21 protein-coding genes are annotated in these 23916 nt (G+C 65.3%); 6 read left to right on the top strand and 15 right to left on the bottom strand.

The genetic code is table 11. The annotated features are described in order from the left end of the window. Positions 1–21: 21 nt before the first annotated feature. The 6 genes from CCX87_RS08820 to CCX87_RS08795 form a co-directional block, all read right to left on the bottom strand. Positions 22–636 carry a Maf family protein gene (locus CCX87_RS08820; RefSeq protein WP_087745589.1) on the bottom strand — a complete coding sequence of 205 codons (615 nt, stop codon included), beginning with the start codon at positions 634–636 and terminating at the stop codon, positions 22–24. A gap of 89 nt (positions 637–725) precedes the next feature. Then, positions 726–1193, bottom strand: coding sequence for a 23S rRNA (pseudouridine(1915)-N(3))-methyltransferase RlmH (gene rlmH, locus CCX87_RS08815; RefSeq protein WP_010458753.1), 468 nt, complete (start codon positions 1191–1193; stop codon positions 726–728). A gap of 53 nt (positions 1194–1246) precedes the next feature. Continuing rightward, a complete protein-coding gene (gene rsfS / locus CCX87_RS08810) occupies positions 1247–2113 on the bottom strand; it encodes a ribosome silencing factor (RefSeq protein ID WP_087745588.1) in 867 nt (288 codons plus the stop codon). A 182-nt stretch (positions 2114–2295) separates the two neighbouring features. Continuing rightward, complete coding sequence (gene hemF / locus CCX87_RS08805) at positions 2296–3264, bottom strand: oxygen-dependent coproporphyrinogen oxidase (protein ID WP_087745586.1); 969 nt, start codon at positions 3262–3264, stop codon at positions 2296–2298. A gap of 144 nt (positions 3265–3408) precedes the next feature. Next, positions 3409–4701, bottom strand: coding sequence for a phosphoribosylamine--glycine ligase (gene purD / locus CCX87_RS08800; protein WP_087745584.1), 1293 nt, complete (start codon positions 4699–4701; stop codon positions 3409–3411). A 114-nt stretch (positions 4702–4815) separates the two neighbouring features. Continuing rightward, positions 4816–5535, bottom strand: coding sequence for a YebC/PmpR family DNA-binding transcriptional regulator (locus CCX87_RS08795; RefSeq protein ID WP_087745583.1), 720 nt, complete (start codon positions 5533–5535; stop codon positions 4816–4818). Between the two features lie 77 nt (positions 5536–5612). On the opposite strand from CCX87_RS08795, the gene CCX87_RS08790 reads away from it, so the two are divergent. The 4 genes from CCX87_RS08790 (at position 5613) to upp (ending at position 10015) form a co-directional block, all read left to right on the top strand. Next, positions 5613–7142, top strand: a complete 1530-nt coding sequence (locus CCX87_RS08790) for a helicase HerA-like C-terminal domain-containing protein (protein WP_087745579.1) — start codon at positions 5613–5615, stop codon at positions 7140–7142. 162 nt (positions 7143–7304) lie between these two features. Beyond that, the gene (locus tag CCX87_RS08785) at positions 7305–8147 is read left to right on the top strand and encodes an enoyl-CoA hydratase-related protein (RefSeq protein ID WP_087745577.1); all 843 of its coding nucleotides are present in this window, start codon (positions 7305–7307) and stop codon (positions 8145–8147) included. Positions 8148–8353: 206 nt separating this feature from the next. Beyond that, positions 8354–9340 carry a threo-3-hydroxy-L-aspartate ammonia-lyase gene (locus tag CCX87_RS08780; protein WP_087748257.1) on the top strand — a complete coding sequence of 329 codons (987 nt, stop codon included), beginning with the start codon at positions 8354–8356 and terminating at the stop codon, positions 9338–9340. Positions 9341–9385: 45 nt separating this feature from the next. Next, complete coding sequence (gene upp, locus CCX87_RS08775) at positions 9386–10015, top strand: uracil phosphoribosyltransferase (protein ID WP_086912296.1); 630 nt, start codon at positions 9386–9388, stop codon at positions 10013–10015. A 69-nt stretch (positions 10016–10084) separates the two neighbouring features. Here upp and CCX87_RS08770 read toward each other — a convergent pair whose 3' ends face one another. The 6 genes from CCX87_RS08770 to CCX87_RS08745 all read right to left on the bottom strand — a co-directional run bounded on the left by CCX87_RS08770 (position 10085) and on the right by CCX87_RS08745 (position 15331). Then, a complete protein-coding gene (locus CCX87_RS08770) occupies positions 10085–11257 on the bottom strand; it encodes a GGDEF domain-containing protein (RefSeq protein ID WP_087745575.1) in 1173 nt (390 codons plus the stop codon). Between the two features lie 203 nt (positions 11258–11460). After that, positions 11461–12756, bottom strand: a complete 1296-nt coding sequence (locus CCX87_RS08765; protein WP_087748256.1) for a hypothetical protein — start codon at positions 12754–12756, stop codon at positions 11461–11463. A 169-nt stretch (positions 12757–12925) separates the two neighbouring features. Beyond that, on the bottom strand, positions 12926–13675 hold the full coding sequence (locus tag CCX87_RS08760) for a hypothetical protein (RefSeq protein WP_087745573.1): 750 nt from the start codon (positions 13673–13675) through the stop codon (positions 12926–12928). Between the two features lie 30 nt (positions 13676–13705). Further along, positions 13706–14275: a hypothetical protein gene (locus CCX87_RS08755; RefSeq protein ID WP_087745571.1), complete on the bottom strand. Its 570-nt coding sequence runs from the start codon at positions 14273–14275 to the stop codon at positions 13706–13708. Further along, on the bottom strand, positions 14272–14556 hold the full coding sequence (locus CCX87_RS08750; RefSeq protein ID WP_087745569.1) for a J domain-containing protein: 285 nt from the start codon (positions 14554–14556) through the stop codon (positions 14272–14274). The genes CCX87_RS08755 and CCX87_RS08750 overlap by 4 nt, the downstream gene beginning before the upstream one ends. Positions 14557–14617: 61 nt before the next feature. After that, positions 14618–15331, bottom strand: a complete 714-nt coding sequence (locus CCX87_RS08745; RefSeq protein WP_087745568.1) for a YebC/PmpR family DNA-binding transcriptional regulator — start codon at positions 15329–15331, stop codon at positions 14618–14620. 292 nt (positions 15332–15623) lie between these two features. Between CCX87_RS08745 and CCX87_RS08740 the strand changes: the two genes are divergently transcribed. Then, positions 15624–16853: a nucleoside recognition domain-containing protein gene (locus CCX87_RS08740; RefSeq protein WP_087748255.1), complete on the top strand. Its 1230-nt coding sequence runs from the start codon at positions 15624–15626 to the stop codon at positions 16851–16853. An 86-nt stretch (positions 16854–16939) separates the two neighbouring features. Here the strand turns inward: CCX87_RS08740 and CCX87_RS08735 are convergent, their stop codons facing one another. Next, complete coding sequence (locus tag CCX87_RS08735; protein ID WP_087745566.1) at positions 16940–18199, bottom strand: cystathionine gamma-synthase family protein; 1260 nt, start codon at positions 18197–18199, stop codon at positions 16940–16942. Positions 18200–18424: 225 nt separating this feature from the next. Beyond that, positions 18425–19870: an exodeoxyribonuclease I gene (gene sbcB, locus CCX87_RS08730; RefSeq protein ID WP_087745564.1), complete on the bottom strand. Its 1446-nt coding sequence runs from the start codon at positions 19868–19870 to the stop codon at positions 18425–18427. Between the two features lie 212 nt (positions 19871–20082). On the opposite strand from sbcB, the gene CCX87_RS08725 reads away from it, so the two are divergent. After that, positions 20083–21405, top strand: coding sequence for a lytic murein transglycosylase (locus tag CCX87_RS08725; protein WP_369825277.1), 1323 nt, complete (start codon positions 20083–20085; stop codon positions 21403–21405). Positions 21406–21546: 141 nt separating this feature from the next. On the opposite strand, the gene clpA is transcribed toward CCX87_RS08725, so the two are convergent. After that, entirely contained in the window at positions 21547–23895 is a 2349-nt protein-coding gene (gene clpA / locus CCX87_RS08720; protein ID WP_087745560.1) for an ATP-dependent Clp protease ATP-binding subunit ClpA, read from the bottom strand. Positions 23896–23916 lie beyond the last annotated feature (21 nt).

Below are 23916 nucleotides of genomic sequence, written 5' to 3'. Positions count from 1 at the left end.
GTTGTCTTTTGTTCGCGTCGCTTAGATCGCAAATCCCGCAGCACGCAGCAGTTGTGCTGTCTCGTACATGGGCAACCCCATGATGCCCGAATAGCTGCCCGCCATGTGCTCCACATACGCCGCCGCCCGCCCCTGGATGCCGTAGGCCCCTGCCTTGCCCAGCGGCTCGCCCGTGGCCACATAGGCGGCGATCTGCGCAGGTGTCATGGCCGCAAAAATGACGCGCGACACTGACAGGGCTGAAAGACGCTTGGGGCCGACCTGCAACGCCACGGCGGTGAGCACGCGGTGCTCGTGTCCTGCCAGTTCGGACAGCATGCGCGCGGCATGGGCGGCATCGTCGGGCTTGCCGTAGATGGTGCGGCCCAGCGCCACAGTGGTGTCGGAACACAGGATGGGCGCATCAGGCAAACCCCGGCGCGTACAGCGGGCCACGGCGGCGTCGAGCTTGAGGCCGGTCACGCGTTCCACATAGGCCGCAGGCGCTTCGCCGGGCAGCACCGCCTCGATGACTTCGGCGTCTTCGGCTTCGTCACCGTCCGCGTTGGGCAGCAGCAGTTCGTGGCGTACGCCCAGCTGTTCGAGCAGCTGGCGCCGGCGCGGGCTTTGGGAGGCAAGGTAGATGAAGTCAGGCATGAACGGATTTTGATAAAAATCGGCTCTAGCGCTTACCCATCAAGCGCTAGCAGCTATAAAAACAGAGTAATCCCCCCCCAATGCCGGCCTCACTCGCGGTGGTAGGGATGCCCGGCGTTCACCGACCAGGCGCGGTACAACTGCTCGATGAGCAGCACCCGCACCATCGCGTGCGGCAGAGTCAGATCCGAGAGACGGATGCGCTCGTGTGCGCCCTGGCGAAACGCAGGGTCCAGCCCGTCCGGGCCGCCGATGACCAGAGCCACGTCGTCCCCGCCCAGCTGCCAGCCCTTGAGTCGTTCGGCCAAAGCCTTGGTGGTGAGATTGGTGCCGCGCTCGTCCAGCGCCACCACGCGCGTGCCACGCGGGATGGCGGCTTCGATGCGCTCGCGCTCGGCGGCGTACAGCGTCTCCAGCGTTTTGGAGCCACGCGGTTCGGTCTTGACGGCCTTGAGCTCGACCTTGAGCTCGGGCGGGAAACGTTTGGCGTAATCGTCGTAAGCCGTCTGCGCCCAGTCGGGCACACGCTGGCCCACGGCCACGATCAGCAGCTTCATGACCGCTCAGGCGCTGTGCGCAGGTTCGGGTCGTCGGTGGGCCGCCGTGCCATTCACTTGCGGCCCGGTGCCCTCTTGGCTGCCGGCTTGGCGACAGCACCACCGCGGGCGGCGATGGGCTTGGCACCGGTCTTGGCGGCAGCAGCCGTCTTGCTGCGGGGGGCCGATGGCTTGACGACCACGGTCTTGATCGCTGCCTTGGTGGCCGCTGGCTTCTTGGCAGCAGTTGTTGGCTTTGCCGATGCCTTGGCCGGCGCGGCCTTGGCAACGCTGCTGCGCTTTGCGGGCGCCTTGGCTGGAGCCTTGGTGATGGCTTTGGCTGGTGCTTTTGCAGTCGTCTTGGCAGCGGGAGTGGCTGCGGCCTTGGCGGCTGTTTTGGCGACAGCCTTGACCGTGGCCTTGCCCGAGCGGGCCGCCACCACAGGTGCCGCTGCCTTTTTGGCGGGCGCCTTGCCAGCGGCCTTCGCGCCCGACTTGGCGGCCTTCTGGGCCGACTTCTTCTCGGCCAGCTCCGTGGCGGCGCTGGAGACCGGCTTGGCCGCGCCGAGCTTCAGGCGCACGGGTGTGTCGCCCCACAGCTCTTCCAGGCGGTAGTACTGGCGGATGGCGGGTTGCATGATGTGTGCCACGGCGGCGCCGCAGTCCACGATGATCCATTCGCCGTTTTCTTCGCCTTCGATGCGTGGCTTCACAAAACCGGCTTCGCGCACGGCATCGCGCACGCTGGCGGCCAGGGCCTTGGTCTGGCGGTTGGAGGTGCCCGATGCCACGATCACCCGTTCAAACAGCGGCGAGAGATGCTCGGTGTTGAAGACCTGGATGTCTTGCGCCTTGACGTCCTCCAGACCATCGACGATGGCGCGCTGGAGCTTGGTTACGTCTTTTTTGGCGGCGGTTTCCGATTTGGTGGAGGTGGTCATCAGGCGGTGAATATGAAGAGAATGGGATCAATATAGCGTGCAACGCAGCGCACAGCCAGCGGGCTGCGCCTTGGGTGTTGCGCGGTGGCGCTGCGTCAGTTTGAGGTGTTTTTGGCCTCTTGCGCTGGTGTGAAAAGCGCGGGCAGCTACTGAAATTATAGCTTTTGCGCTTTTCATGGCGTTCAGGCGTTGGCGCCAGGCCCGCCAGTCAGCCAGTCGCGCCGCACCAGAAAGCGCTGTGTCAGGTCCGCTTCGGCCGAATCGGCGGCGTCGGAGCGCTGGTACGACCACGATACCAGCGGCGGCATGGACAGCAGGATGGACTCGGTGCGCCCGCCTGATTGCAGCCCGAAATGCGTGCCCCGATCCCACACCAGGTTGAACTCCACATAGCGGCCGCGCCGGTAGAGCTGGAAGTCGCGCTCGCGCTCGCCAAACGGCAGGTTCTGACGCTTTTCCACGATGGGCAGATAGGCCTTGAGGAAGGCATCGCCCACCGACTGCGTCATCGCCAGGCTCTGCTCAAAACCGAGCTCCGAAAAGTCGTCATAGAACACACCGCCCACGCCGCGTTGCTCGCTGCGGTGCTTGAGGTAGAAGTATTCATCGCACCACTGCTTGAAACGCGGGTACTTGTCATCGCCAAAGGGTGCCAGCGCATCGCGGCAGGTGCGGTGAAAGTGCACCGCGTCTTCCTCGAAGCCGTAGTACGGCGTGAGGTCCATCCCGCCGCCAAACCAGCAAGTCGGCGTTTGCCCCGGGTGGCCGGCCGCGATCATGCGCACGTTCATGTGCACCGTGGGCACATAGGGATTGCGCGGGTGGAACACCAGCGACACGCCCATGGCCTCGAACGGCGCGCCCGCCAGCTCGGGCCGGTGCTGCGTGGCCGAAGGCGGCAGTTGCGGGCCGCGCACATGGCTGAAGCCACAACCCGCGCGTTCGAACACACGGCCGCCTTCCAGGATCTTGGTGATGCCGTCGCCCTGCAACGGCTCGCCAGCGGGCTTGCGCCAGGCATCGGCCAGAAAACGCGCACCGCCCTCACCTTCCACGGCTTCGAGCGCATCGGTGATGCGCGCCTGCAGGCCCTGCAAATAGCTGCGTACGGTCGCCACGGTCGTGGCCGGATTCAATCCAGGTTGTTGCATTTCAGTTGTCCATTGCAATCATCGGCACCACACGCTGCCCGTGAAACTGGCGCGGCACATGCCAGGGACGCCAAGCAAGGGCCGCCCCGCCGCGAGGGCGTCGTCCCCCCTGGGGGAAGGCGCCGAAGGCGACACAGGGGGGAGTCACTTCACGGCACGAAAGCCGATGTCGTGGCGGTATTGGGCGCCGTCGAAGTGAATGCCCCGCGCCACGTCATACGCGCGCTGCTGCGCCTGCTTGACGCTGTCGGCCAGCACGGTGACGCACAGCACGCGGCCGCCGGTCACGCTGACCACGCCGTCCTTGAGCTGCGTGCCCGCGTGGAACACCACCGCGTCATCCGCCTCGGCGGGCAGGCCGGTGATGGCATCGCCCTTGCGCGGGTTCTCGGGGTAGCCATGGGCTGCCATCACCACGCCCAGCGCCGTGCGGCGGTCCCATTGCAGCTCCATCTGGTCGAGCTTGCCGTCGGCGGCAGCGGCCATCACATCGCAGAAATCGCTTTTGAGGCGCATCAGGATGGGCTGCGTCTCGGGATCGCCCATGCGGCAGTTGAATTCGAGCGTCTTGGGGTGGCCCTTGGCGTCGATCATGAGGCCCGCATACAGGAAGCCCGTGTACGGGATGCCGTCCTTTTCCATGCCCCGGATGGTGGGCAGAATGATCTCGCGCATGGCGCGGGCATGCACGTCGGCCGTGACCACGGGCGCGGGCGAATACGCGCCCATGCCGCCGGTGTTGGGGCCCTCATCGCCGTCTTTGAGGCGCTTGTGGTCCTGGCTGGTGGCCAGCGCCAGCACGTTCTTGCCGTCGCACAGCACGATGAAGGAGGCTTCCTCGCCTTCGAGGAACTGCTCGATCACCACGCGCGGCAAAGCCTTCCCATCCGCGCCCTCGTTGTGCGTCACACCGTATTTGTTGTCCACCAGCATGAAATCGACGGCATCGTGGGCCTCCTGCAGCGTCATGGCAACGACCACGCCCTTGCCAGCGGCCAGGCCGTCGGCCTTGATGACAATGGGGGCGCCCAGCCGGTCCACAAACGCATGGGCCGCCACCGGGTCGGTGAAGGTGTCGTAATCGGCCGTGGGGATGCCATGGCGGCGCATGAAAGCCTTGGAGAAGGCCTTGGAGCTTTCGAGCTGGGCCGCAGCCTTGGTGGGGCCGAAGATGCGCAGGCCGTTGGCACGGAACTCATCGACCACACCGGCCGCCAGTGGCGCCTCGGGGCCCACCACGGTCAGGCCGATTTTCTCGGTCTGGGCCCACATGCGCAGCTCGCGCACGTCAGAGATGCCCACGTTTTCGAGCTTGGAATTCAAGGCCGTGCCGCCATTGCCAGGCGCCACAAACACCTTGGTCACCTTGGGGGACTGGCTCAGCTTCCACGCCATCGCGTGTTCACGGCCGCCGCCACCAATCACAAGTACTTTCATAGGAACCTTTGGTGAACCCGGCCCACAGCGCCGTGCTGCTGGGCGGGGTTCGGGGGAATATCAGTCGGAAAACAAGTCAGGGCAAGAAAAAAACGGTGGCCCACTGGTGCAGAGTCACAGCGCCGCGTTGTGATAGACCTCTTGGGTGTCGTCCAGGTCTTCCAGCACGTCCAGCAGTTTTTGCATCTTGGCGGCGTCTTCGCCGGTCAGTTCGATGGTGTTTTCGGGCCGCATGGTCACGCCCGCCACCTCGGCAGTGAGGCCTGCGGCCTCCAGCGCATTTTTCACGGTTTCGAAGTCGGCCGGGGCGGTCAGCACCTCCACCGCGCCGTCTTCGTCGGTCACCACGTCTTCGGCACCCGCCTCCAAGGCGACTTCCATCACCTTGTCTTCGCTGGTACCGGGGGCAAAAATCAGCTGGCCGCAGTGCTTGAACTGGAAGACCACCGAGCCTTCTGTGCCCATGTTGCCGCCGTGTTTGCTGAACGCGTGGCGCACTTCGGCCACGGTGCGCACACGGTTGTCGGTCATGGTGTCGATCATGATGGCGGCGCCACCAATGCCATAGCCCTCGTAGCGGATTTCTTCGTAGGTCAGGCCCTCGGCGTTGCCCGTGGCCTTGTCGATGTTGTATTTGATGCGGTCGGCGGGCATGTTGGCCGCCTTGGCCTTGTCCACCGCCAGGCGCAGGCGGGGGTTGGCAGACAGATCGCCGCCACCGGCACGGGCGGCCACAGTGATTTCACGAATGATGCGGGTCCAGATCTTGCCGCGTTTTTCATCCTGCCGCCCCTTGCGGTGCTGGATATTCGCCCATTTGCTGTGTCCTGCCACGGGAAGTCCTTTTGTATTGATTTAATCTAGTGGCCGCGATTTTACTTTTGCCCGCCACCGATCCGAGGAAACCCGAAATGGCCGAACCCCTCCTGATTGCCAAGCACGACACCATCGAATGCCACCTGCTGCCCGGCCTGGCCAACCGCCACGGGCTCATCACCGGAGCCACCGGCACGGGCAAGACCGTGACCCTGCAAACCCTGGCCGAGAACTTCTCACGCATCGGCGTGCCGGTGTTCATGGCCGATGTGAAGGGCGACCTGACGGGCGCCAGCCAGCCCGGCAAGATTGGCGACAAACTGGCGGCGGTGCTCAAGGAGCGCGGCCTGCCCCTGCCCACGCCCCTGGCCTGCCCCACCACGCTGTGGGACGTGTTTGGCGAGCAGGGCCACCCGGTGCGTGCCACGGTATCGGACATGGGCCCGCTGCTGCTGGGTCGCATGCTCAACCTGAACGAGACCCAGCTCGGCGTGCTCAACCTCGTGTTCAAGATTGCCGACGACAGCGGCATGCTGCTGCTGGACCTGAAAGACCTGCGCGCCATGCTGCAGTACGTGGGCGACAACGCCAAGGAGTTCACCACCGAATACGGCAACGTCAGCGCCGCCAGCGTGGGCGCAATCCAGCGCGGCCTGCTGCAGATCGAGAGCCAGGGCGGCGAACAGTTCTTTGGCGAGCCCATGCTCGACATCCAGGACTTCATGCAGACCGTGGACGGCCACGGCGTGGTCAACATCCTGGCGGCCGACAAGCTCATGAACTCGCCGCGTCTGTACGCCACCTTCCTGCTCTGGATGCTGTCTGAGCTGTTCGAGCAACTGCCCGAGATCGGCGACCCCGAGCAGCCCAAACTGGTGTTCTTCTTCGACGAGGCCCACCTGCTGTTCAACGAGGCGCCGAAAGTGCTCATCGAGCGCATCGAGCTGGTGGTGCGCCTGGTGCGCTCCAAGGGCGTGGGCGTGTACTTCGTCACGCAGAACCCGCTCGACATCCCCGACAGCGTGCTGGCCCAGCTGGGCAACCGCGTGCAGCACGCGCTGCGCGCCTTCACGCCGCGCGACCAGAAGGCCGTCAAAGCCACGGCCACCACCATGCGGCAAAAGCCGGGCCTGGACATCGAAACCGCCATCACCGAGCTGGCCGTGGGCGAGGCGCTGGTGAGCTTTCTGGACGCCAAGGGCCGCCCCAGCGTGACCGAGCGCGTGTTCGTGCTGCCGCCGGGCAGCCAGCTGGGCCCCATCACGCCGCAGCAGCGCCAGGCCTTGCTGGCCAGCTCACTCGTGGCGGGGGTGTACGAAAAGATTGTGGACCGCGAATCGGCCTACGAAAAGCTCAAGGGCCGCGCTACCGAGATCAGCGAGCAGGCCGGCAATGCAACAGGCAATGGCAAGAGCGCCAACGGTGCGACTGCCGACGAAGGCGGCGGCCTGCTGGGCGGCCTGAACGACGTGCTGTTTGGCAGCACCGGCCCGCGCGGCGGTAAGCGCGACGGCCTGGCCCAGACCATGGCCAAGTCGGCCGTGCGCACCATGGGCACCTCGCTGGGGCGCGAGATCCTGCGCGGCGTGCTGGGCGGCATCTTCGGCGGCAGCAAACGGCGCTGAATCTGCGGGTGGCCCGGGGCGTTGCGGAGCCCGCATCCGCAGCGCCATCACTCCTGTTTTTATAGCTACTGGCGCTTGATACACAAGCGCCAGTGGCATATTTCATTCAAAGTCGCCTGTGCGACGACGCAGCGCAACACACCGGGCCTACATTCCACGTCCATGAACACCCTCACCTGCTTTTCCCTCAGCATCACCGACCACGTGGCCCATCTGGTTCTGAACAAACCCGAGGCCATGAACACCATGCACCCCACCTTCTGGCGCGAGCTAGACGCGGTGCTGGCCCAGCTGCACCAGGCGGGTGAGGCGCGGGCGCTGGTCATCAGCAGCACCGGCAAACATTTCAGCGCGGGCATGGCGCTGGAAACCTTTGGCGGCGCCATCACCATGGACGACCAGAGCCCCGAGGGCCGCGCCGCCATCTTCGATCTGCTGACCGATATGCAGGCCACCTTCACCCGCATCGAGAGCCTGCGCATCCCCGTGATCATGGCCATCCATGGCGGTTGTATTGGCGGCGCGGTGGACATGGTCACGGCGGGCTGCATCCGCTACGCCACGGCCGACGCGTTCTTCTGCATCCAGGAGATCAACATCGGCATGGTGGCCGACGTGGGCACGCTGCAGCGCCTGCCCAAGCTGATCCCGCTGGGCGTGGTCAAGGAACTGGCCTACACCGGCCGCCGCCTGAGCGCTGCCAAGGCCCTGGGCTACGGCCTGGTCAACGAGGTCTTCGACACGCAAGGCGCCATGCTGGCCGCCGCCCTGCAATGCGCGCAAGAGATCGCCTGCAAGTCGCCCGTCGCCATCTGGGGCACCAAGCAGGCCGTGAACTACGCGCGCGACCATTCGGTGGAAGACAGCCTGCGCCAGATGGGCTGGCTGCAAGGCGCCATCTGGAGCAACCAGCATGTGCGCGAATCGGTCACGGCCATGAAGCAAAAGCGCGCGGGCGAGTTCCCGGCGCTCACGCCCCTGCAGCGGTTCAGCGAACTGGGCTGAGCACCCAGCCCCAGGCGGCATGCATCCACGCGGTGCCTGGCGCGGCATGCCGGCACAGCCACCCCGGATTCATCAAAATCCATAGCTGCTAGCGCTTACGTGGTAAGCGCTAGCAGGCATTTTTGCTTCAAACTGCACGGCAACGGGCTATGATGCGCCAGCGTGGCTGCCGCTCCCCGGCGACCCGCCAGCCCAAGGATGCCGACATGACCCAGACACCCTTTTCCGTGCCCGCTTATGTGCCAACGTATGCCGATGTGGCCGATGCCGCCCATCGCCTGCACGGCATGGCGCACCGCACGCCCGTGCTGCGCTCCAGCACCGCAGACGAGCGGCTGGGCGCGCAGCTGTTCTTCAAGTGCGAGAACCTGCAGCGCACCGGCGCCTTCAAGTTCCGCGGTGCCTTCAACACCCTGGCCCAGTTCACCGACGAGCAGCGCAAGGGCGGCGTGCTGGCGTTCTCGGCCGGCAACCACGCCCAGGCCATTGCCATGTCGGCCCGGCTGCTGGACATGCCCGCCGTCATCGTCATGCCCGAAGACGCGCCCGCCAGCAAGATGGCCGCCACGCGCGGCTATGGCGCGCAGGTGGTCACCTACAACCGCTACACCGAAGACCGCGAGGCCATCAGCCGGCGCCTGGCGCAAGAGCGCGGCATGACGCTGGTGCCGCCGTATGACCACCCGCACGTCATCGCCGGGCAAGGCACCGCGGCCAAGGAGCTGCTGGAAGAAGTGCCCAACCTCGACTACCTCTTTGTGTGCGTGGGCGGTGGCGGCCTGCTGGCTGGCAGCCTGCTGGCCGCCGAGGCGCTGGCCCCGCACTGCCGTGTGGTGGGCGTGGAGCCCCAGGCGGGCAGCGATGGCCAGCAGTCGTTTCGCGCGGGGCACATCGTGCAGATCGCCACGCCGCACACCATTGCCGACGGCGCGCAAACGCAGGCGCTGGGCCAGCTCACCTTCCCTGTCATCCAGCGCCTGGCGGACGACATGGTCACCGCCACCGACGAACAGCTGGTGCAAGCCCTGCGCTTTTTTGCCGAGCGCATGAAGATCGTGGTCGAACCCACGGGCGCGCTGGCCTTTGCCGGCGCAGAGCACGGCGGTGTGGATGTGCGGGGCGCCCGGGTGGGCATTCTGATCAGCGGCGGCAATGTCGATCTGGCGCGCTATTCGCGCTTTCTGGCAGACTGATCCTGTTTTACCGATCCGCAAAAAACACAAAAAGGCCTCAAGCCCATGAGCAACGTCACCGTCATCACCCACCCCCTCGTCCAGCACAAGCTCACGCTGATGCGCAAGAAGGAAGCCAGCACCAACAGCTTTCGCCGCCTGCTGGGCGAGCTCTCCACGCTGATGGCCTATGAAGTCACGCGCGACATGCCCCTGCAGGACGTGCAGATCGAGACCCCGCTTGAAACCATGACCGGCAAGGTCATCGATGGCAAAAAGCTGGTGCTGGTGTCCATCCTGCGCGCGGGCAACGGCTTTCTGGACGGCATGCTCAACGTGGTGCCCGGCGCCCGCGTGGGCCACATCGGCCTGTACCGCGACCCGGCCACGCTGCAGCCCGTGGAGTACTACTTCAAGATGCCCTCCGAGATGGACGAGCGCGACATCATCGTGGTCGATCCCATGCTGGCCACCGGCAACTCGGCCGCCGCCGCGGTGGAGCGCCTCAAAAAGCTCAATCCCCGCTCGATCAAGTTCGTGTGCCTGCTGGCCGCGCCCGAGGGCATTGCCACGCTGCAAAAAGCCCACCCCGACGTGCAGATCTTCACCGCCGCCATCGACCGCGAACTGAGCGACCACGGCTACATCCTGCCCGGCCTGGGCGATGCGGGCGACCGCATCTTTGGCACCAAGTAAGCCCCAAAAACCGCCGGCAGAGTGGCTGCCGTCATTCTGAATTTTCCGGCACAGCCTGCCGTGATCGGCTCACACAGGTTGCGCGATGGCCAGTGCCTCGACCCGGTTGCGGCCGTGCGCCTTGGCCAGGTACATGGCATCGTCGGCGCGCTGCAAAAGGGCGTCTGACGAATCACCAGGCAGGTATTGCGTGGCCCCGATGCTCACCGTCAGGTGGATGGGGCCACGGTCCGTCAACACCGGCTGGCTGGCCACCAGGGCGCGCAGGCGCTCAGCCACGGAAAGGGTCCCCGCGCGGCTGGCGTTGGGCAAAAAAATGACGAACTCCTCGCCGCCCATCCGCCCCATCACGTCCTCATTGCGCAGGCAGCCGCTGGCCAGGCCGACAAAATGGCGCAGCACATCGTCGCCGCCTTTGTGCCCGCAGGTGTCATTGACCATCTTGAAATGGTCCAGGTCAATCGCCAGCACGGAAAGATCGGACTGTATGCGGTGCGCACTGCTGATGGCTTTTTCGAGCAACGTGAGGAACGCTCGCCGGTTGAATACGTCGGTGAGCGGGTCCATCTCGGCCAGGTGGCGCAACTCTCGGGTGATGTGCTCATTGGTCAGCATCAGCGTGCCAAACGCCATCAGCACCAGGGACAACGTGGCTTCAAGCACCACAAACTGCGATAGCAGCACCACCATGTCGGCGCCAGCCTCCTCCCCCGAACCCGGCATGGCCAGCCTGAACAGCAGCTGCCGCAACAGCAGGAAAAGCCCATGCAGACCGGCCACGAGGGAAAACAGATAGCGTGCGGGCACGTCCCGAACGCCGCCGCGCGCCACGGTGTGGGCTGTGAGCAAAAAACACACGCCAGAAACCGAACCCGCCAGCGCAAACCGGATCGCCAGGTTCGGCTGCACCACCGTGAAATACACCGCTGCAGCCACCACGCCAACGATAGCCGTCGCAGCAACCGCATGCGGCAAAGGCGGCCGCCCCATGTACGCACGGCCGCCTAGAAAGCAGAGGTACGCCGCCACGGCAATGCTCACCTGCGACAGCACCACCGCCAGCACTTCCGGCACGTAGTCGCGCACCAGCAAGCTGGCGCAAAAAACCGCCCCGCTCAGAAAAGACAGCATCCACAGCCGCAAGCCGGGAATGCCCTTGTTGAAATGCCACACGGCATAAAGCACCGTGGTGACCAGCGCGGCAAGAATGCCAGCAAGGATGACGAGCGTTGGGCTGTGCACGAGCGATGAAGGTGGGCTGGCGGCGAGCGATGGATGGCAACGGAGGAAATCGGCCCTGCGTTGCGAACCCGTTGTACGGAAGGCAGGAAAAGCCAAGCGGAATGTTAACCGGGTCTTGGGGTTCGATCCGGCGCGGGTGGAACCGACGCGCACCCCTGAACGACCTGCACAGCGCTCGCCGCCATTCCTACCCTCTCACACCGTCACTCCACCACAACATGGCACTCGCGGCGCAGCAAGGCCAGCGCGTCGTGCATCTGGTAGTCCATGTCGCTGCCCAGCGTTTTGCCCGACTCCTGCACAAAGCTGTTCCACATGCCGATGTAGTCCGCCTGGTAGGCGCCTGGCGCATGGATGCGGATGAATTCGGTGGCCAGCTCGGGCTGCAGGCCGCTTTTGCGAATCTTGCGGATCAGGCTGGCCGCGGCTTTTTCGGTCAGCAGGGTCTTCTTGGGGGCTCCTGCCGCAAGGCACAGAAACAAGGTGAGCAGCGAGTGCTCGTCTTCGTTGCCCTGGGTGGCCTTGATCCATGTCTTGCTGGCGGGCTGGGGGGGCTCGCCACCCTCTTCGATCGCATCCAGGCTGCGGTGGTAATGGTCCACTTCGGCCAGCGGGTCGTCCAGCAAAAAGTAGCGGGCGCGGAAGGCCCCGGTGGGGCGCAGCAGGTTGCGCAGCGGCGTGGCGCCATCCAGCAATTTGGGCAGATCGGCCAGCACGGCAGCGCACTGGGCCTGCATCACCGCGCGCAGGTCGGCGGGCACGCCGGCAGGTAGCCGCAGTTCGGTGGGCGCCGCCCGCTTTTTCTTGCGCAGCGCCGTCACCAGCTTCTCCAGCGCCACGGCGTTGGGCCACTCACCCAGGTGCATGGCCCGGGGCGCCAGGGCCTGCATGAGCAAACCAGTGCGGATGACGGCCTCGGCGTCGGCGCCTGCGGCTTCGAGCTCGTCGGTGTCGAGGTCGTATTGCTCGGCCAGCCACTGTGCGGCATGGATGGCCTGGGCCATCTGGCTGCGGCGGGCCAGTTCGGCCTGGTAATCGGTGTAGCTGCGCAGCGACCACAGCGCCAGCAGCGGCGTTTGAGCGTCCTCATAGCCGGCCATGCCGAAGTTGCTGCTCTCGGGCATGGCGATCAGGCGCTTGAGCATGTCCGAGCCGCCCTTGGAGCGCGACAGGAACGAATGGTCGCGCAACGAGACGGCGGCCTTGGCCACATCGCCGCCCGTGCTGTCCAGCAAATACAGGCTGATGAGGTTGACCATGCGGTCGCGGGCTTTTTCGAGCTCGGGCCGCAAAAATTCGCTGCCAAAGTAGCGGGCGATCTGCACCATGCCCTTGGGGGCGTCGGCGCAGATGGCGGCCAGCCGGGCTGCATCCAGAATGCCGTGCTGCACGCCGTGCACCAGGGCTTTCTCAAAAAACGGGCGGGCGTCGTGCAGTTGCAGCGCGTTGGCGGGTGCCACCGAGTGGGCATCAAGGGAAGGCGTATCGGCCACGGTCATGTTGGTATCCATCGCGCTATGCGCTGCTCTTGGGCCTTGCAACTGGCGCGACCCAAGCCAGGACCGCCGCGCAAGGGCCGCCCCGCCGCGCTGGCGGTGTCCCCCTTCCCGAATTGCGCAGCAATTCGAGAGAAGGGGGAAGGCGCGAAGCGCCACAGGGGGTTGTCATCTAAATCGCAGATTCTTCGTCAGACGTGCGAGCGGCTGGAGTGGCCTTGCCGCGATCGGTATCGCTGGTTTCAAACTTGCCGTCGTCTTCCTCCGCAGAATCGTCACCCTCTTCCAGGCCCATGTCGTGGGCGCGCGCCTTGGCGCGCAGCACCAGCAGGGTTTCGATGAAGAGGTCGCGGCATTCGTAGCGCAGCAGCCAGGCCAGTTGCATCCAGTCGCGGTCGGCCACTTCGTCCTGGTCGATGCGGGGCTGCACATAGCCCGATGCCAGCAGCTCGTCGTCACTCAGCGTGGGGCCATAGTCTTCGGTGGCATCGAACGTGCCGGTGCGGGCAAAGGCTTCGATGCGGCTCCACTTCTCGGCAAAGTAATTGGCCAGGGCCTCGCTGCCGCCTTCCAGGTCGCCAATCGCGGTCAAGAATTCCACCGGGTCGGCATCGTCCCGAAAAATGACGGCATTGACCATGTTGCGCAGGTGCGTGTGGGTCAGATCCTTGTATTGCTTTTCCAGCACCATGGCGCGCGCAAACTGCTCGGGCGTGACCAGCAGGTTGACGACGGACGCCTTGGAGTCGTCGTACTCGCGCATCACGGCCAGCACGTCTTTGGGTGCCAGCTGGTCCAGCACGACCATCAGGGCGTTGTCGCCTTCGGTGTCGGCCAGGTCGGCCAGCGCCGATTCGGCGCCCACGATGTCGCCGGCGGCAATCAGGCTGGTGGTTTTGGTGATGAGGGCCAGGTGGTTCATGTGCGGGACATCTCGAAAATCTGGGACTGGTCAGTCTTTGCGGTCAAAGCCGGCCTCGGCCAGCCAGTGGGAACTGGCCTCGTCGCGGGTGCGGCTGGTGTGCGGGTCGGCGGCATCGTCGGCGCTCAGGGCGTTGTAGTCATCGTCGTGCTCAGCGGCCTCTTCGTCAGAATCCGGCTCGGCATCGCCCTGCGCGGGTGCCGGGGCCAGGCGCGCATGCTGGTGCAAATACTCCAACGCCGCTGCCACGACCATGAAGACGGGCCCACCAGGCTCGCGCAACACGGTTGGAGCCAGGCTGGCGGCCCAGGGTTCCAGCGAGACAGCGCCTGCCAGCGTGCCCCAGTCGGGCAGGTTGTCGGCCCCCTGGCCGAGCAGATGCTCCATCACCGCAGGCTTGGCAAAACGAAAGCCCTGGTGGAAGACCACCGCCACCATTTCCGGGGCCAGTTCCATCATCTTCACGAGAAAACCGATTTCAGAGCGCTTTTCTGCCAGCCGCTTGCGAAGCACATCCTTGCCCTCCGAGTCCGAAACCAGGTCATCGAGTTCGGCCTGGTAGGCCGAACGCAGGTCATAAAAGTAAGGGGAAAGTTTCACGAAGGAAGAATGCTCTTGAAATAGGTTTGCCAGATCTCTTGCGCGGTCTGCAGCGGGTCGTCCAGCAGGTTGCGGCGGCGGTTGTCGTCGTAGGCCTGGCGGGACTCCTCGTCCGACAGCACTTCGTAGGCCTTTTGCACGGCCTGAAAGCGCTGCGCTGCGTCGGGCGCATCGTTCTTGTCCGGGTGATAAAAGGACGCTTTCTGGCGAAAGGCCTTCTTGATATCGGACAGCGACGCGTTGGCGCCCAGTCCGAGGGCTGCGTAATGGTCAGCGGTCATGCAATGGTGTTGGAGAAAAGCGCGGCGCTGGCCGGGATGGCGGCCAGCGCCAGGACGATCATCAGCTGCCCAGGCTCACATAGACGTTCTGCACGTCGTCGTTGGCGTCAATGGCGGCCAGAAAGCTCTCGACCTCTTCCAGCTGCTCTGCCGTCAAATTGGCGGGGTTGACCGGGTTCTTGGGCTTGTAGCCCAGCTTGGCCGACAGTACGGTAAAGCCCTGCGCGGGCAGCGCGCGGCTGACCAGGTCCAGGTCGGTCGGGTCGGTCCAGAACGTGGTGGTGCCCTCTTCGTCGCCGGCTTCAAAGTCTTGCGCGCCGGCTTCGATGGCGGCCAGCTCGGGGTCGGCGCCGGGGGTGGAGGGCTCGGCCTCGATCATGCCCACATGGTTGAAATCCCACGCCACCGAGCCCGAGGTGCCCAGCTGGCCCTTGCGGAACAGCACGCGCATTTCGGGCGCGGTGCGGTTGACGTTGTCGGTCAGGCATTCGACCATCACGGCCACCTGGTGGGGCGCAAAGCCCTCGTAAATCACATGCTCGAAATGGACGGCCTCGTCGCCGATGCCGGCGCCCTTCTTGATGGCGCGCTCCAGCGTTTCCTTGGGCATCGAGACCTTGCGGGCCTGCTCGACCACGAGGCGCAGGCGCGAATTGCCGGCCGGATCGGCACCACCGCGCGCCGCCACCATGATTTCCTTGGCCAGCTTGCCAAACAGCTTGCCTCTGGCATCTGCGACTTGTGCCTTACCTTTTGCTTTCCACTGGGCGCCCATGGCGAATGTTCCTTGGTGTTGTGGCGCTCTATGAAGCTGTTCAAAGGCGCCTGGTTTTTGTCTTGGGGCGAATGCGCGCTGGTTTTTTCCGCGAAAACGGAGCGCGCAACCGAACCCTGTAGGGTACCACCCGGCGGTTCACCCTGGCTTTTGCGCGGCTGCGGGCCGTCATGCGGGTTACGCTATCCATTGCCGGGTTCGCACCCAGGCCAGCGCGCCCCTGCCAATTGCTGCGGTGAATCGGCCGAAAATGGCACACCCCGGCAACACCAACACCTACGGAGTTCCATCCTTGCTCAACACCCTCTGGCTGGGCTTCTTTGTCACCGCTGCCATCGCCGCGCTGGCCCAATGGCTGGTGGGCGGCAACGCCCAGATCTTTGCCGCCATGGTCGAGGCCCTGTTTGCCATGGCCAAACTGTCGGTCGAGGTGATGGTGCTGCTGTTTGGCACGCTCACGCTGTGGCTGGGCTTTTTGCGCATCGCCGAAAAGGCCGGCATCGTGAACGCCGTGGCGCGCTGGCTGGCGCCGCTGTTTGCGCGGCTGATGCCCGGCGTGCCGCGCGGCCACCCGGCCCTGGGACTGATGACGCTGAACTTTGCCGCCAACGCGCTGGGGCTGGACAACGCCGCCACGCCCATGGGCCTGAAAGCCATGCGTGCGCTGCAAGAGCTGAACCCGCAGCCCGACACTGCCACCAACGCGCAGATTCTGTTTTTGGTGCTCAACGCCTCGTCGCTCACGCTGCTGCCGGTCACCATCTTCATGTACCGCATGCAGCAGGGCGCGCCCGACCCGACGCTGGTGTTCCTGCCCATCCTGCTGGCCACTTCGGCATCGACGCTGGTGGGGCTGCTCAGCGTGGCCGTGGTGCAGCGGCTGCCGCTGTTCAGCCCGGTGGTGCTGGCCTATTTGCTGCCGGTGGCGCTGGGGCTGGCGGGCTTCATGGCGCTGCTGGCCACATTGAGCGCGGCGGCGCTGGCGCAGCTGTCGTCGCTGCTGGGCAACCTCACGCTGTTTGCGTTGGTGCTGCTGTTTGTTTGCGTGGGCGCATGGCGCAAGGTGGCCGTGTACGAGGCCTTCATCGAAGGCGCCAAAGAGGGTTTTGACGTGGCCAAGGGCCTGCTGCCCTACCTGGTGGCCATGCTGTGCGCGGTGGGGGTGTTTCGCGCCTCGGGCGCCCTGGGCTATGTGCTGGACGCCATCCGCTGGTGCGTGCAGGTGCTGGGCATGGATGCGCGCTTTGTCGATGCGCTGCCCACGGCGCTGGTCAAGCCGTTTTCGGGCAGCGCGGCGCGCGCCATGCTGATCGAAACCATGCAGAGCCAGGGCGTGGACAGCTTCGCCGCGCTGGCGGCCGCCACCATCCAGGGCAGCACCGAAACCACGTTTTATGTGCTGGCGGTGTACTTTGGCGCCGTGGGCATCCAGCGGGCGCGCCATGCGGTGGCCTGCGCGCTGCTGGCGGAGCTGGCCGGTGTAGTGGCGGCCATTGTGGTGTGCTACCGGTTTTTTGGCTGAAATTCAAGCCAAATTGGCCTCCAGCGCTTATGGACAAAGAGCTAGGAGCTATTATTACAATAGCAGACTAACGGCTTTCAGGGCAGTCACGCAGCCACAGGAAGTGCGGCCAGCGCCTGCTCAAAATCGGCCAGCAGGTCCTCAACCTCCTCCAGCCCAACCGACAGGCGGATCATGCTGTCGCCAATGCCCATGTTGGCACGCACCTCGGGCCCTGCTTCCCAGAAGATGGTGTGCGCCACCGGGATGATGAGCGTGCGCGTATCGGCCAGGCCCGTGGCCTTGATGGGCAGCTGCAGGCGGTTGCACAGCGGCAGGCACTGGGCCGGGTCGCGCAATTCAAACGACAGCAGCCACGAACCCGCCTTGAGGTGCTTTTTGGCCTGCGCATGCTGCGGGTGCGACGCCAGCAGCGGGTAATGCACCCGCGCCACGGCAGGGTGCTGCTCCAGCCATTGGGCCAAGGCCAGCGCGGTGGCGCTGGTGCGGTCCATGCGCAGCGCCAGCGTTTCCGCGCCCAGCGCAATCTGGTGCGCGGCGTGGGATGACAAGGTGCCGCCCATGTCGCGCAGCCCCTTCTTGCGCAGCTGCTGCAGGCCCCAACCCTTGGCATCGCCCTTGCGGTAGGCCGGGAAAATGTTGGGGTAACGGCTCCAGTCAAAAACACCCGTGTCGATGACAGCGCCGCCCAGCGCGTCGCCCTGGCCACCCATGCTTTTGGTGAGCGAATGGACCACCAGCCCCGCCCCCACCGTGCCCGGGCGGAACAGGTAGGGCGAGGCCACCGTGTTGTCCACCACATACAGCAGCCCGCGCTCTTTGCACAGCGCACCGATGCCTTCCAGGTCGGGCATCTGGGTGCCGGGGTTGGCGATGGTCTCGACAAACACCATGCGCGTGTGGGGGCGCACGGCGGCAGCCACCTGCGCGGCATCCGTCACATCGACCGTGGTGACCTCGATGCCCAGGTCGGCCAGGGTGCCGAGCACGCTGTTGGTGTTGCCAAACACGAACTTGCTGGCCACCAGATGGTCGCCCGCCTTGAGCAGCGTGAGAAAAACGGCGCAGATGGCTGCCATGCCCGTGGAAAACACAATGCTGCCCTGACCGCGCTCCATTTGCGTCAGCTTGGACTCCAGCGCCGCCGTGGTGGGCGTGCCCTGGCGCGCATAGTTGAAGCCACCCTTGGCGGTGCCCTGGAACACGGCAATCAGGTCTTCGACCTTGTCGAAACCGTATTGCACCGAGGTGTGGATGGGCTGGTGGATGGCGCCATGCCCGGCGCCGCTCAGGCGGTCGGCATGCACGATCTGGGTGGTGAAATGATGGTTGTTTGGTGTCGTCATAAAACGTTGCGGATGATTGTCGGCGTGCAATGGGCGCTGTAGCCTGAAACCGGCGCGCCCCGAATACCAGCGCCCCCGTGGAACCGGCTTCGCCGGGCCACCGGGGTGCGTCCCCCCTCGGGGGGCTGAGGGGCCGCGGCTCCAAGCCTGCCTGCGCAGGCTTGGACGGCCACGAAGGGCAGGCGCTTCTGGCGCCAGCACCGGGCGCGCAGCGCCTCAGGGGGGTCAGCGTTCAGGCGCGATGTGCTCGGCGTAATCGTACAGGGCGCCCAGAATCTCCTGGGTGCGGTCGTCATCGGCAGTTTCCGAGATCTGGTCGATTTCGGTAAACAGCTGCTCCACGGTGCGCGCCCCGCCCGCCCCGTCAAACAGGCAAGCGGCGCGGTGCGCCTCCCAGCGCCCGGCCTCTTCGGGCGACAGGGTGTCCGGGAAGTTGCGGGCCCGATAGCGCCACACCAGCTCGGCCAGGCGCGGGTCATCAAAGCCCGTGCGCGCGGTGGCCAGCTTTGCGCCATTCATGGTGCGCAAATCGTTCAGGTGGCGGCGGTCGCTGTTGCCCACGAATCCGCCATACAGGTCCTGGTCCACATCGGGGGCAGGCTCGGCCGGGCGGGCAAACACGGCGGGCCAGATGCCGCTCATGTCCGGCAAGGCCCGCGCCATGTCGGCATGCTGCGCCGCCTGGGCCAGGTCGATGCCCCAGCGCTGCGCCCGCGCGGGGGTGAGCGTGTTCACATTGCCCACCACCATGGGCGATTTGTTCAGATGGATGGTCTTGATGGGCAGGCGCGTGGTGCCCTCGGGCAGGTCGGCGGCCTTGGAGAACATGCGCAGGCGGATCTCGTCGGCGCCCAGCGTGGCCAGTTCGCGCGGGTCGTGGGCCAGGTCCCAGGCGATCAGCTCGTTCTTGTTGGTGGGGTGGCTGGCCAGCGGCCACATCACAGCCAGGCAGCCGCGCTCGGCAGGGAACATGCCCGACACATGCAAGAACGCCCGCGCCGTGGCCGTGGTGGCGGGCAGTCGCAGCTCGGCAGCCACGCGGTCCTTCTTGTGCAGGCTGAGTGCAAAGTCAAACAGCCTGGGGTTGTGCTGGCGGATCAGCCGCGCCAGCGCAATGGTGGCGCGCACGTCCGACAGCGCATCGTGCGCGGACTCGTGCACGAGGCCGTTGGCTTTGGACAGATGCTCCAGCTTGAAGCTCGGCGTGCCGTCTTCCTTGGTGGGCCAATGGATGCCGTCCGGCCGCAGCGCATAGGTCATGCGCACCACATCGAGCAGATCCCAGCGGCCACACTGGTTTTGCCATTCCCGCGCATAAGGGTCGATGAGGTTGCGCCAGAACATGAAGCGCGTGATCTCGTCATCAAACCGGATGGTGTTGTAGCCCACGCCGATGGTGCCCGGCTGCGCAAATGCGGCCTCGATGCGATTGGCAAAAGCGTGCTCGGGCACGCCCTTTTCCAGGCACAGCTGGGGCGTGATGCCGGTGATCAGGCAGGACTGCGGGTCCGGCAGATAGTCATTGGCCGGCTGGCAGTAGAGCATCAGCGGCTCGCCGATTTCATTGAGCTCGGCGTCGGTGCGGATGGCCGCAAACTGCGCCGGCCGGTCGCGCCGGGTGTTGGCGCCGAAGGTTTCGTAGTCGTGCCAGAGGAAGGTGTGAGGGGCCATGGTCGGTGGACAAACAAGGGCGAGAAAAAACCACGCACGGGTGTTGTGCACGGCGAATGCCAACTGTAACCCGATTTTTGGTCTTTTTTGCCTCTAGCGCTTACATATCAAGCGCCAGTAGCTATCAAAACAATAGTAAACGCAGACCAGCCACTGCACGGCGTGCCACGTCCGCGGCAAGACACAGGCGCTGCGGCGCGGGACAATGGCGCATGCAAAGTACCCAAGCCCCTCTCTCTTTCCTGTCGCGCTGCCCACGCCCTGCGTGCATGCGACTGCCGGCCGCACTGGTGGCTGCCGTGGCATTGGCGGGTTGCGCCAGCGCCCCATCCACGGTAGTCGCACCGTTACCCCCAGCAACCCGTCCCAGCGCCGCCGACGCAACCGTCGGCACGGCAGCCGGTGCGGACCACGCTGCAGGCTTTGCCGCCTGGCGAAACGCGTTTTCTGCGCAGGCCCTGGCGGCCGGCATACGGCCCGACACCGTGCGCGATGTGCTGGGCGGCGCGCAATGGCTGCCCCGCGTCGTTGAATTGGACCGTGCCCAGCCTGAATTCACCCGCACGCCCTGGGCCTACCTCGACAGCGCCGTATCAGCCCAGCGCATCGCGCAGGGCCAGGCCCAACGGGCTGAGCACCAGGCAACGCTGGAGGCCGCCGCAGCCCGCTACGGCGTGCCCGCCACGGTCATCACCGCCATCTGGGGCATGGAGAGCAACTACGGCAGCAACTTCGGCAGCTTGCGCACCGTGGACGCACTGGCCACGCTGGCCTACGACGGGCGGCGCCGCGCCTGGGCACAAAGCGAACTGCTGGCCGCCCTGCGCATCATCGACGCGGGCGACATCGCGGCCGAACGCATGGTGGGCTCCTGGGCCGGCGCCATGGGCCACACGCAGTTCCTGCCCTCGGTGTTTCTGGCCTACGCCGTCGATGCCGATGGCGACGGGCACCGCGACATCTGGGGCAGCATCCCGGACGTGGCGGCATCCACGGCCCATTTTCTGGCGCGCTCCGGCTGGCAGGCCAACGAACGCTGGGGGGCTGAAGTCCAGCTGCCGCCTTCGTTCGACCACGCCCGGGCCGACCTCGGCGTGCGGCAGAGCACGGCGCAATGGGTGGCCGAAGGTGTACGCGCCATCGAAGGCCAAACGCTACCCCACCTGGCCGCAGCCTCCATCGTCACTCCGGCCGGCGCACGCGGCCCCGCCTTTGTGGTGGGCGCCAATTTTCGTACCCTCCTGCGCTACAACAACTCCACCAACTACGCGCTCGCGGTGGCGCTGCTGGCGCAACAGATCGGCGGCGGCCCAGCCATTGCAGGTGCCTGGCCGCGCGATCTGGAGCCGATGTCACGCGCTCAAATACAGACGCTGCAGGAGACGCTGAACCGCAAGGGGTTTTCTGCCGGCACCCCGGACGGCGTCATGGGCCCGGCCACCCGCGCGGGGCTGCGCGCCTTCCAGCGCAGCATCGGCACGGCGCAAGATGGCTACCCCACGCTGGAGCTGCTGCAGCGCGTGCAAGCGCCCTGAGCGGCAGTCCAATCGGGCAGATCCACCCCCTCCCACGGCAGACAACAAGCAAGAAAGCCCACGGCGTACACCGTGGGCTTTCTTTTGGGGGTCTGCGGGAGCACGCAAAGGGGGCGCCAAAGGGCGCCACTGCTGCGCCGATCAATCCGCCGTGGCTTCTTCCGGCTCGGCGGGCTCGGACTTGGCCGAGCGCTCCTTCTTGGGCAGCGGCTGAATGTCCAGCAACACCTCGGAGCTTTCCACGCCCTTGTCGTCGGTCTTGACCTCAATGTCCACCGTCAGGCGGCCGCCGTCCTGCAGTCGGCCAAACAGCAACTCGTCGGCCAGCGCACGGCGGATGGTGTCCTGGATCAGGCGCTGCATCGGGCGGGCGCCCATCAGCGGATCGAAGCCCTTCTTGGCCAGGTGCTTGCGCAGCGTGTCGGTGAAGGTGACTTCCACCTTCTTTTCGGCCAGCTGGGTTTCGAGCTGCAGAAGGAACTTGTCCACCACGCGCAGGATGATCTGCTCGTCAAGCGCCTTGAAGTTGACGATGGCATCGAGCCGGTTGCGGAACTCAGGCGTGAACAGGCGCTTGATGTCGCCCATTTCGTCGCCCGCCTGGCGCGGGTTGGTAAAGCCGATGGTCGCCTTGTTCATGGTCTCGGCGCCCGCGTTGGTGGTCATGATGATGAGCACGTTGCGGAAGTCGGCCTTGCGCCCGTTGTTGTCGGTCAGCGTGCCATGGTCCATCACCTGCAGCAGCACGTTGAAGATGTCCGGGTGTGCTTTTTCGATTTCATCGAGCAGCAGCACCGCGTGTGGCTTCTTGGTGATGGCTTCGGTGAGCAGACCGCCCTGGTCAAACCCCACGTAACCCGGAGGCGCACCGATCAGGCGGCTCACAGCGTGGCGCTCCATGTACTCCGACATGTCGAAGCGGATCAGCTCGATGCCCATGATGAAAGCCAGCTGCTTGGCCGCCTCGGTCTTGCCCACGCCGGTGGGGCCGCTGAACAGGAACGAGCCAATCGGCTTGTCGCCCTTGCCCAGGCCCGAACGCGCCATCTTGACCGCGCTGGCCAGCACTTCCAGGGCCTTGTCCTGGCCGAACACCACGCTTTTCAGGTCGCGCTCGAGCGTCTGCAGCTTGCCGCGATCGTCGTTGGACACGTTGGCGGGCGGAATGCGTGCGATCTTGGCCACGATCTCTTCGATCTCGGCCTTGCCAATGGTCTTCTTGCGCTTGCTCGGCACCATGATGCGCTGGGCAGCACCCGCCTCGTCGATCACGTCAATGGCCTTGTCGGGCAGGTGGCGGTCGTTGATGTATTTGGCGCTCAGCTCGGCCGCTGCCTGCAGGGCCGCCGCGGCGTATTTCACGCTGTGGTGCTCTTCAAAGCGGCTCTTGAGGCCCTTGAGGATGTCGATGGTTTCCTGCACGGTGGGCTCGACCACGTCCACCTTCTGGAAGCGGCGCGACAGCGCGGCGTCTTTTTCGAAGATGCCACGGTATTCCGAGAAGGTGGTGGCGCCAATGCACTTGAGCTGGCCGCTGGAGAGCGCCGGCTTGAGCAGGTTGGACGCATCGAGCGTGCCGCCCGACGCAGCGCCCGCACCGATCAGGGTGTGGATCTCGTCGATGAACAAAATCGCATTGGGCTTGTCCTTGAGCGACTTGAGCACGCCCTTGAGGCGCTGCTCAAAATCGCCGCGGTACTTGGTGCCCGCCAGCAGCGCGCCCATGTCGAGCGAATAGACCACGGCCTCGGCCAGGATCTCGGGCACATCGTTTTGCGTGATGCGCCAGGCCAGGCCCTCGGCAATCGCGGTCTTGCCCACGCCGGCTTCGCCCACCAGCAGCGGGTTGTTCTTGCGGCGGCGGCACAGGATCTGGATGGTGCGTTCCACCTCGTAGTGGCGGCCGATCAGCGGGTCGATCTTGCCGTCCTTGGCTGCTTGGTTCAGGTTCTGGGTGAACTGCTCCAGCGGCGAGGCCTTTTCATTGCGCTCGGCGCTGGCGCCCTCTTCACCTTCGGCCTGGTTTTCAGCCTTGGCAGGCTCTGGCGGCTCGCCCTTCTTGATGCCGTGGGCAATGAAGTTGACGACGTCCAGGCGCGTCACACCCTGCTGGTGCAGGTAGTACACGGCGTGCGAATCCTTCTCGCCGAAGATGGCCACGAGCACATTGGCGCCCGTCACCTCTTTCTTGCCATTGCCGGTGGACTGCACATGCATGATGGCGCGCTGGATCACCCGCTGGAAGCCCAGCGTGGGTTGTGTGTCCACTTCGTCAGATCCTGCGACCTGCGGCGTGTTGTCTTTGATGAAGTTCGACAGCGATGCGCGCAGGTCATCGATATTGGCCGAACATGCGCGCAGCACTTCCGCTGCGCTGGGGTTATCGAGCAGTGCAAGCAACAGATGCTCCACGGTGATGAACTCGTGGCGCTGCTGGCGGGCCTCAACAAAGGCCATGTGCAAGCTGACTTCCAGTTCCTGGGCAATCATGTGAACTCCTTTGTGCTTGCG

Source organism: Acidovorax sp. T1 (assembly GCF_002176815.1).
Taxonomy (GTDB): domain Bacteria; phylum Pseudomonadota; class Gammaproteobacteria; order Burkholderiales; family Burkholderiaceae_C; genus Acidovorax.
This window is presented reverse-complemented; position numbering and strand designations above follow the sequence as displayed.

Excerpts from the sequence above, each read along its gene's own strand:
- upp (WP_086912296.1), top strand. The coding sequence starts at position 9,386 with ATGAGCAACGTCACCGTCATCACCCACCCCCTCGTCCAGCACAAGCTC.
- CCX87_RS08820 (WP_087745589.1), bottom strand. The coding sequence starts at position 636 with ATGCCTGACTTCATCTACCTTGCCTCCCAAAGCCCGCGCCGGCGCCAG.
- rsfS (WP_087745588.1), bottom strand. The coding sequence starts at position 2,113 with ATGACCACCTCCACCAAATCGGAAACCGCCGCCAAAAAAGACGTAACC.
- purD (WP_087745584.1), bottom strand. The coding sequence starts at position 4,701 with ATGAAAGTACTTGTGATTGGTGGCGGCGGCCGTGAACACGCGATGGCG.
- hemF (WP_087745586.1), bottom strand. The coding sequence starts at position 3,264 with ATGCAACAACCTGGATTGAATCCGGCCACGACCGTGGCGACCGTACGC.
- CCX87_RS08790 (WP_087745579.1), top strand. The coding sequence starts at position 5,613 with ATGGCCGAACCCCTCCTGATTGCCAAGCACGACACCATCGAATGCCAC.
- CCX87_RS08750 (WP_087745569.1), bottom strand. The coding sequence starts at position 14,556 with ATGACCGCTGACCATTACGCAGCCCTCGGACTGGGCGCCAACGCGTCG.
- clpA (WP_087745560.1), bottom strand. The coding sequence starts at position 23,895 with ATGATTGCCCAGGAACTGGAAGTCAGCTTGCACATGGCCTTTGTTGAG.
- CCX87_RS08760 (WP_087745573.1), bottom strand. The coding sequence starts at position 13,675 with ATGAACCACCTGGCCCTCATCACCAAAACCACCAGCCTGATTGCCGCC.
- CCX87_RS08745 (WP_087745568.1), bottom strand. The coding sequence starts at position 15,331 with ATGGGCGCCCAGTGGAAAGCAAAAGGTAAGGCACAAGTCGCAGATGCC.
- CCX87_RS08785 (WP_087745577.1), top strand. The coding sequence starts at position 7,305 with ATGAACACCCTCACCTGCTTTTCCCTCAGCATCACCGACCACGTGGCC.
- rlmH (WP_010458753.1), bottom strand. The coding sequence starts at position 1,193 with ATGAAGCTGCTGATCGTGGCCGTGGGCCAGCGTGTGCCCGACTGGGCG.
- CCX87_RS08765 (WP_087748256.1), bottom strand. The coding sequence starts at position 12,756 with ATGACCGTGGCCGATACGCCTTCCCTTGATGCCCACTCGGTGGCACCC.
- CCX87_RS08725 (WP_369825277.1), top strand. The coding sequence starts at position 20,083 with ATGCAAAGTACCCAAGCCCCTCTCTCTTTCCTGTCGCGCTGCCCACGC.
- CCX87_RS08735 (WP_087745566.1), bottom strand. The coding sequence starts at position 18,199 with ATGACGACACCAAACAACCATCATTTCACCACCCAGATCGTGCATGCC.
- CCX87_RS08780 (WP_087748257.1), top strand. The coding sequence starts at position 8,354 with ATGACCCAGACACCCTTTTCCGTGCCCGCTTATGTGCCAACGTATGCC.
- sbcB (WP_087745564.1), bottom strand. The coding sequence starts at position 19,870 with ATGGCCCCTCACACCTTCCTCTGGCACGACTACGAAACCTTCGGCGCC.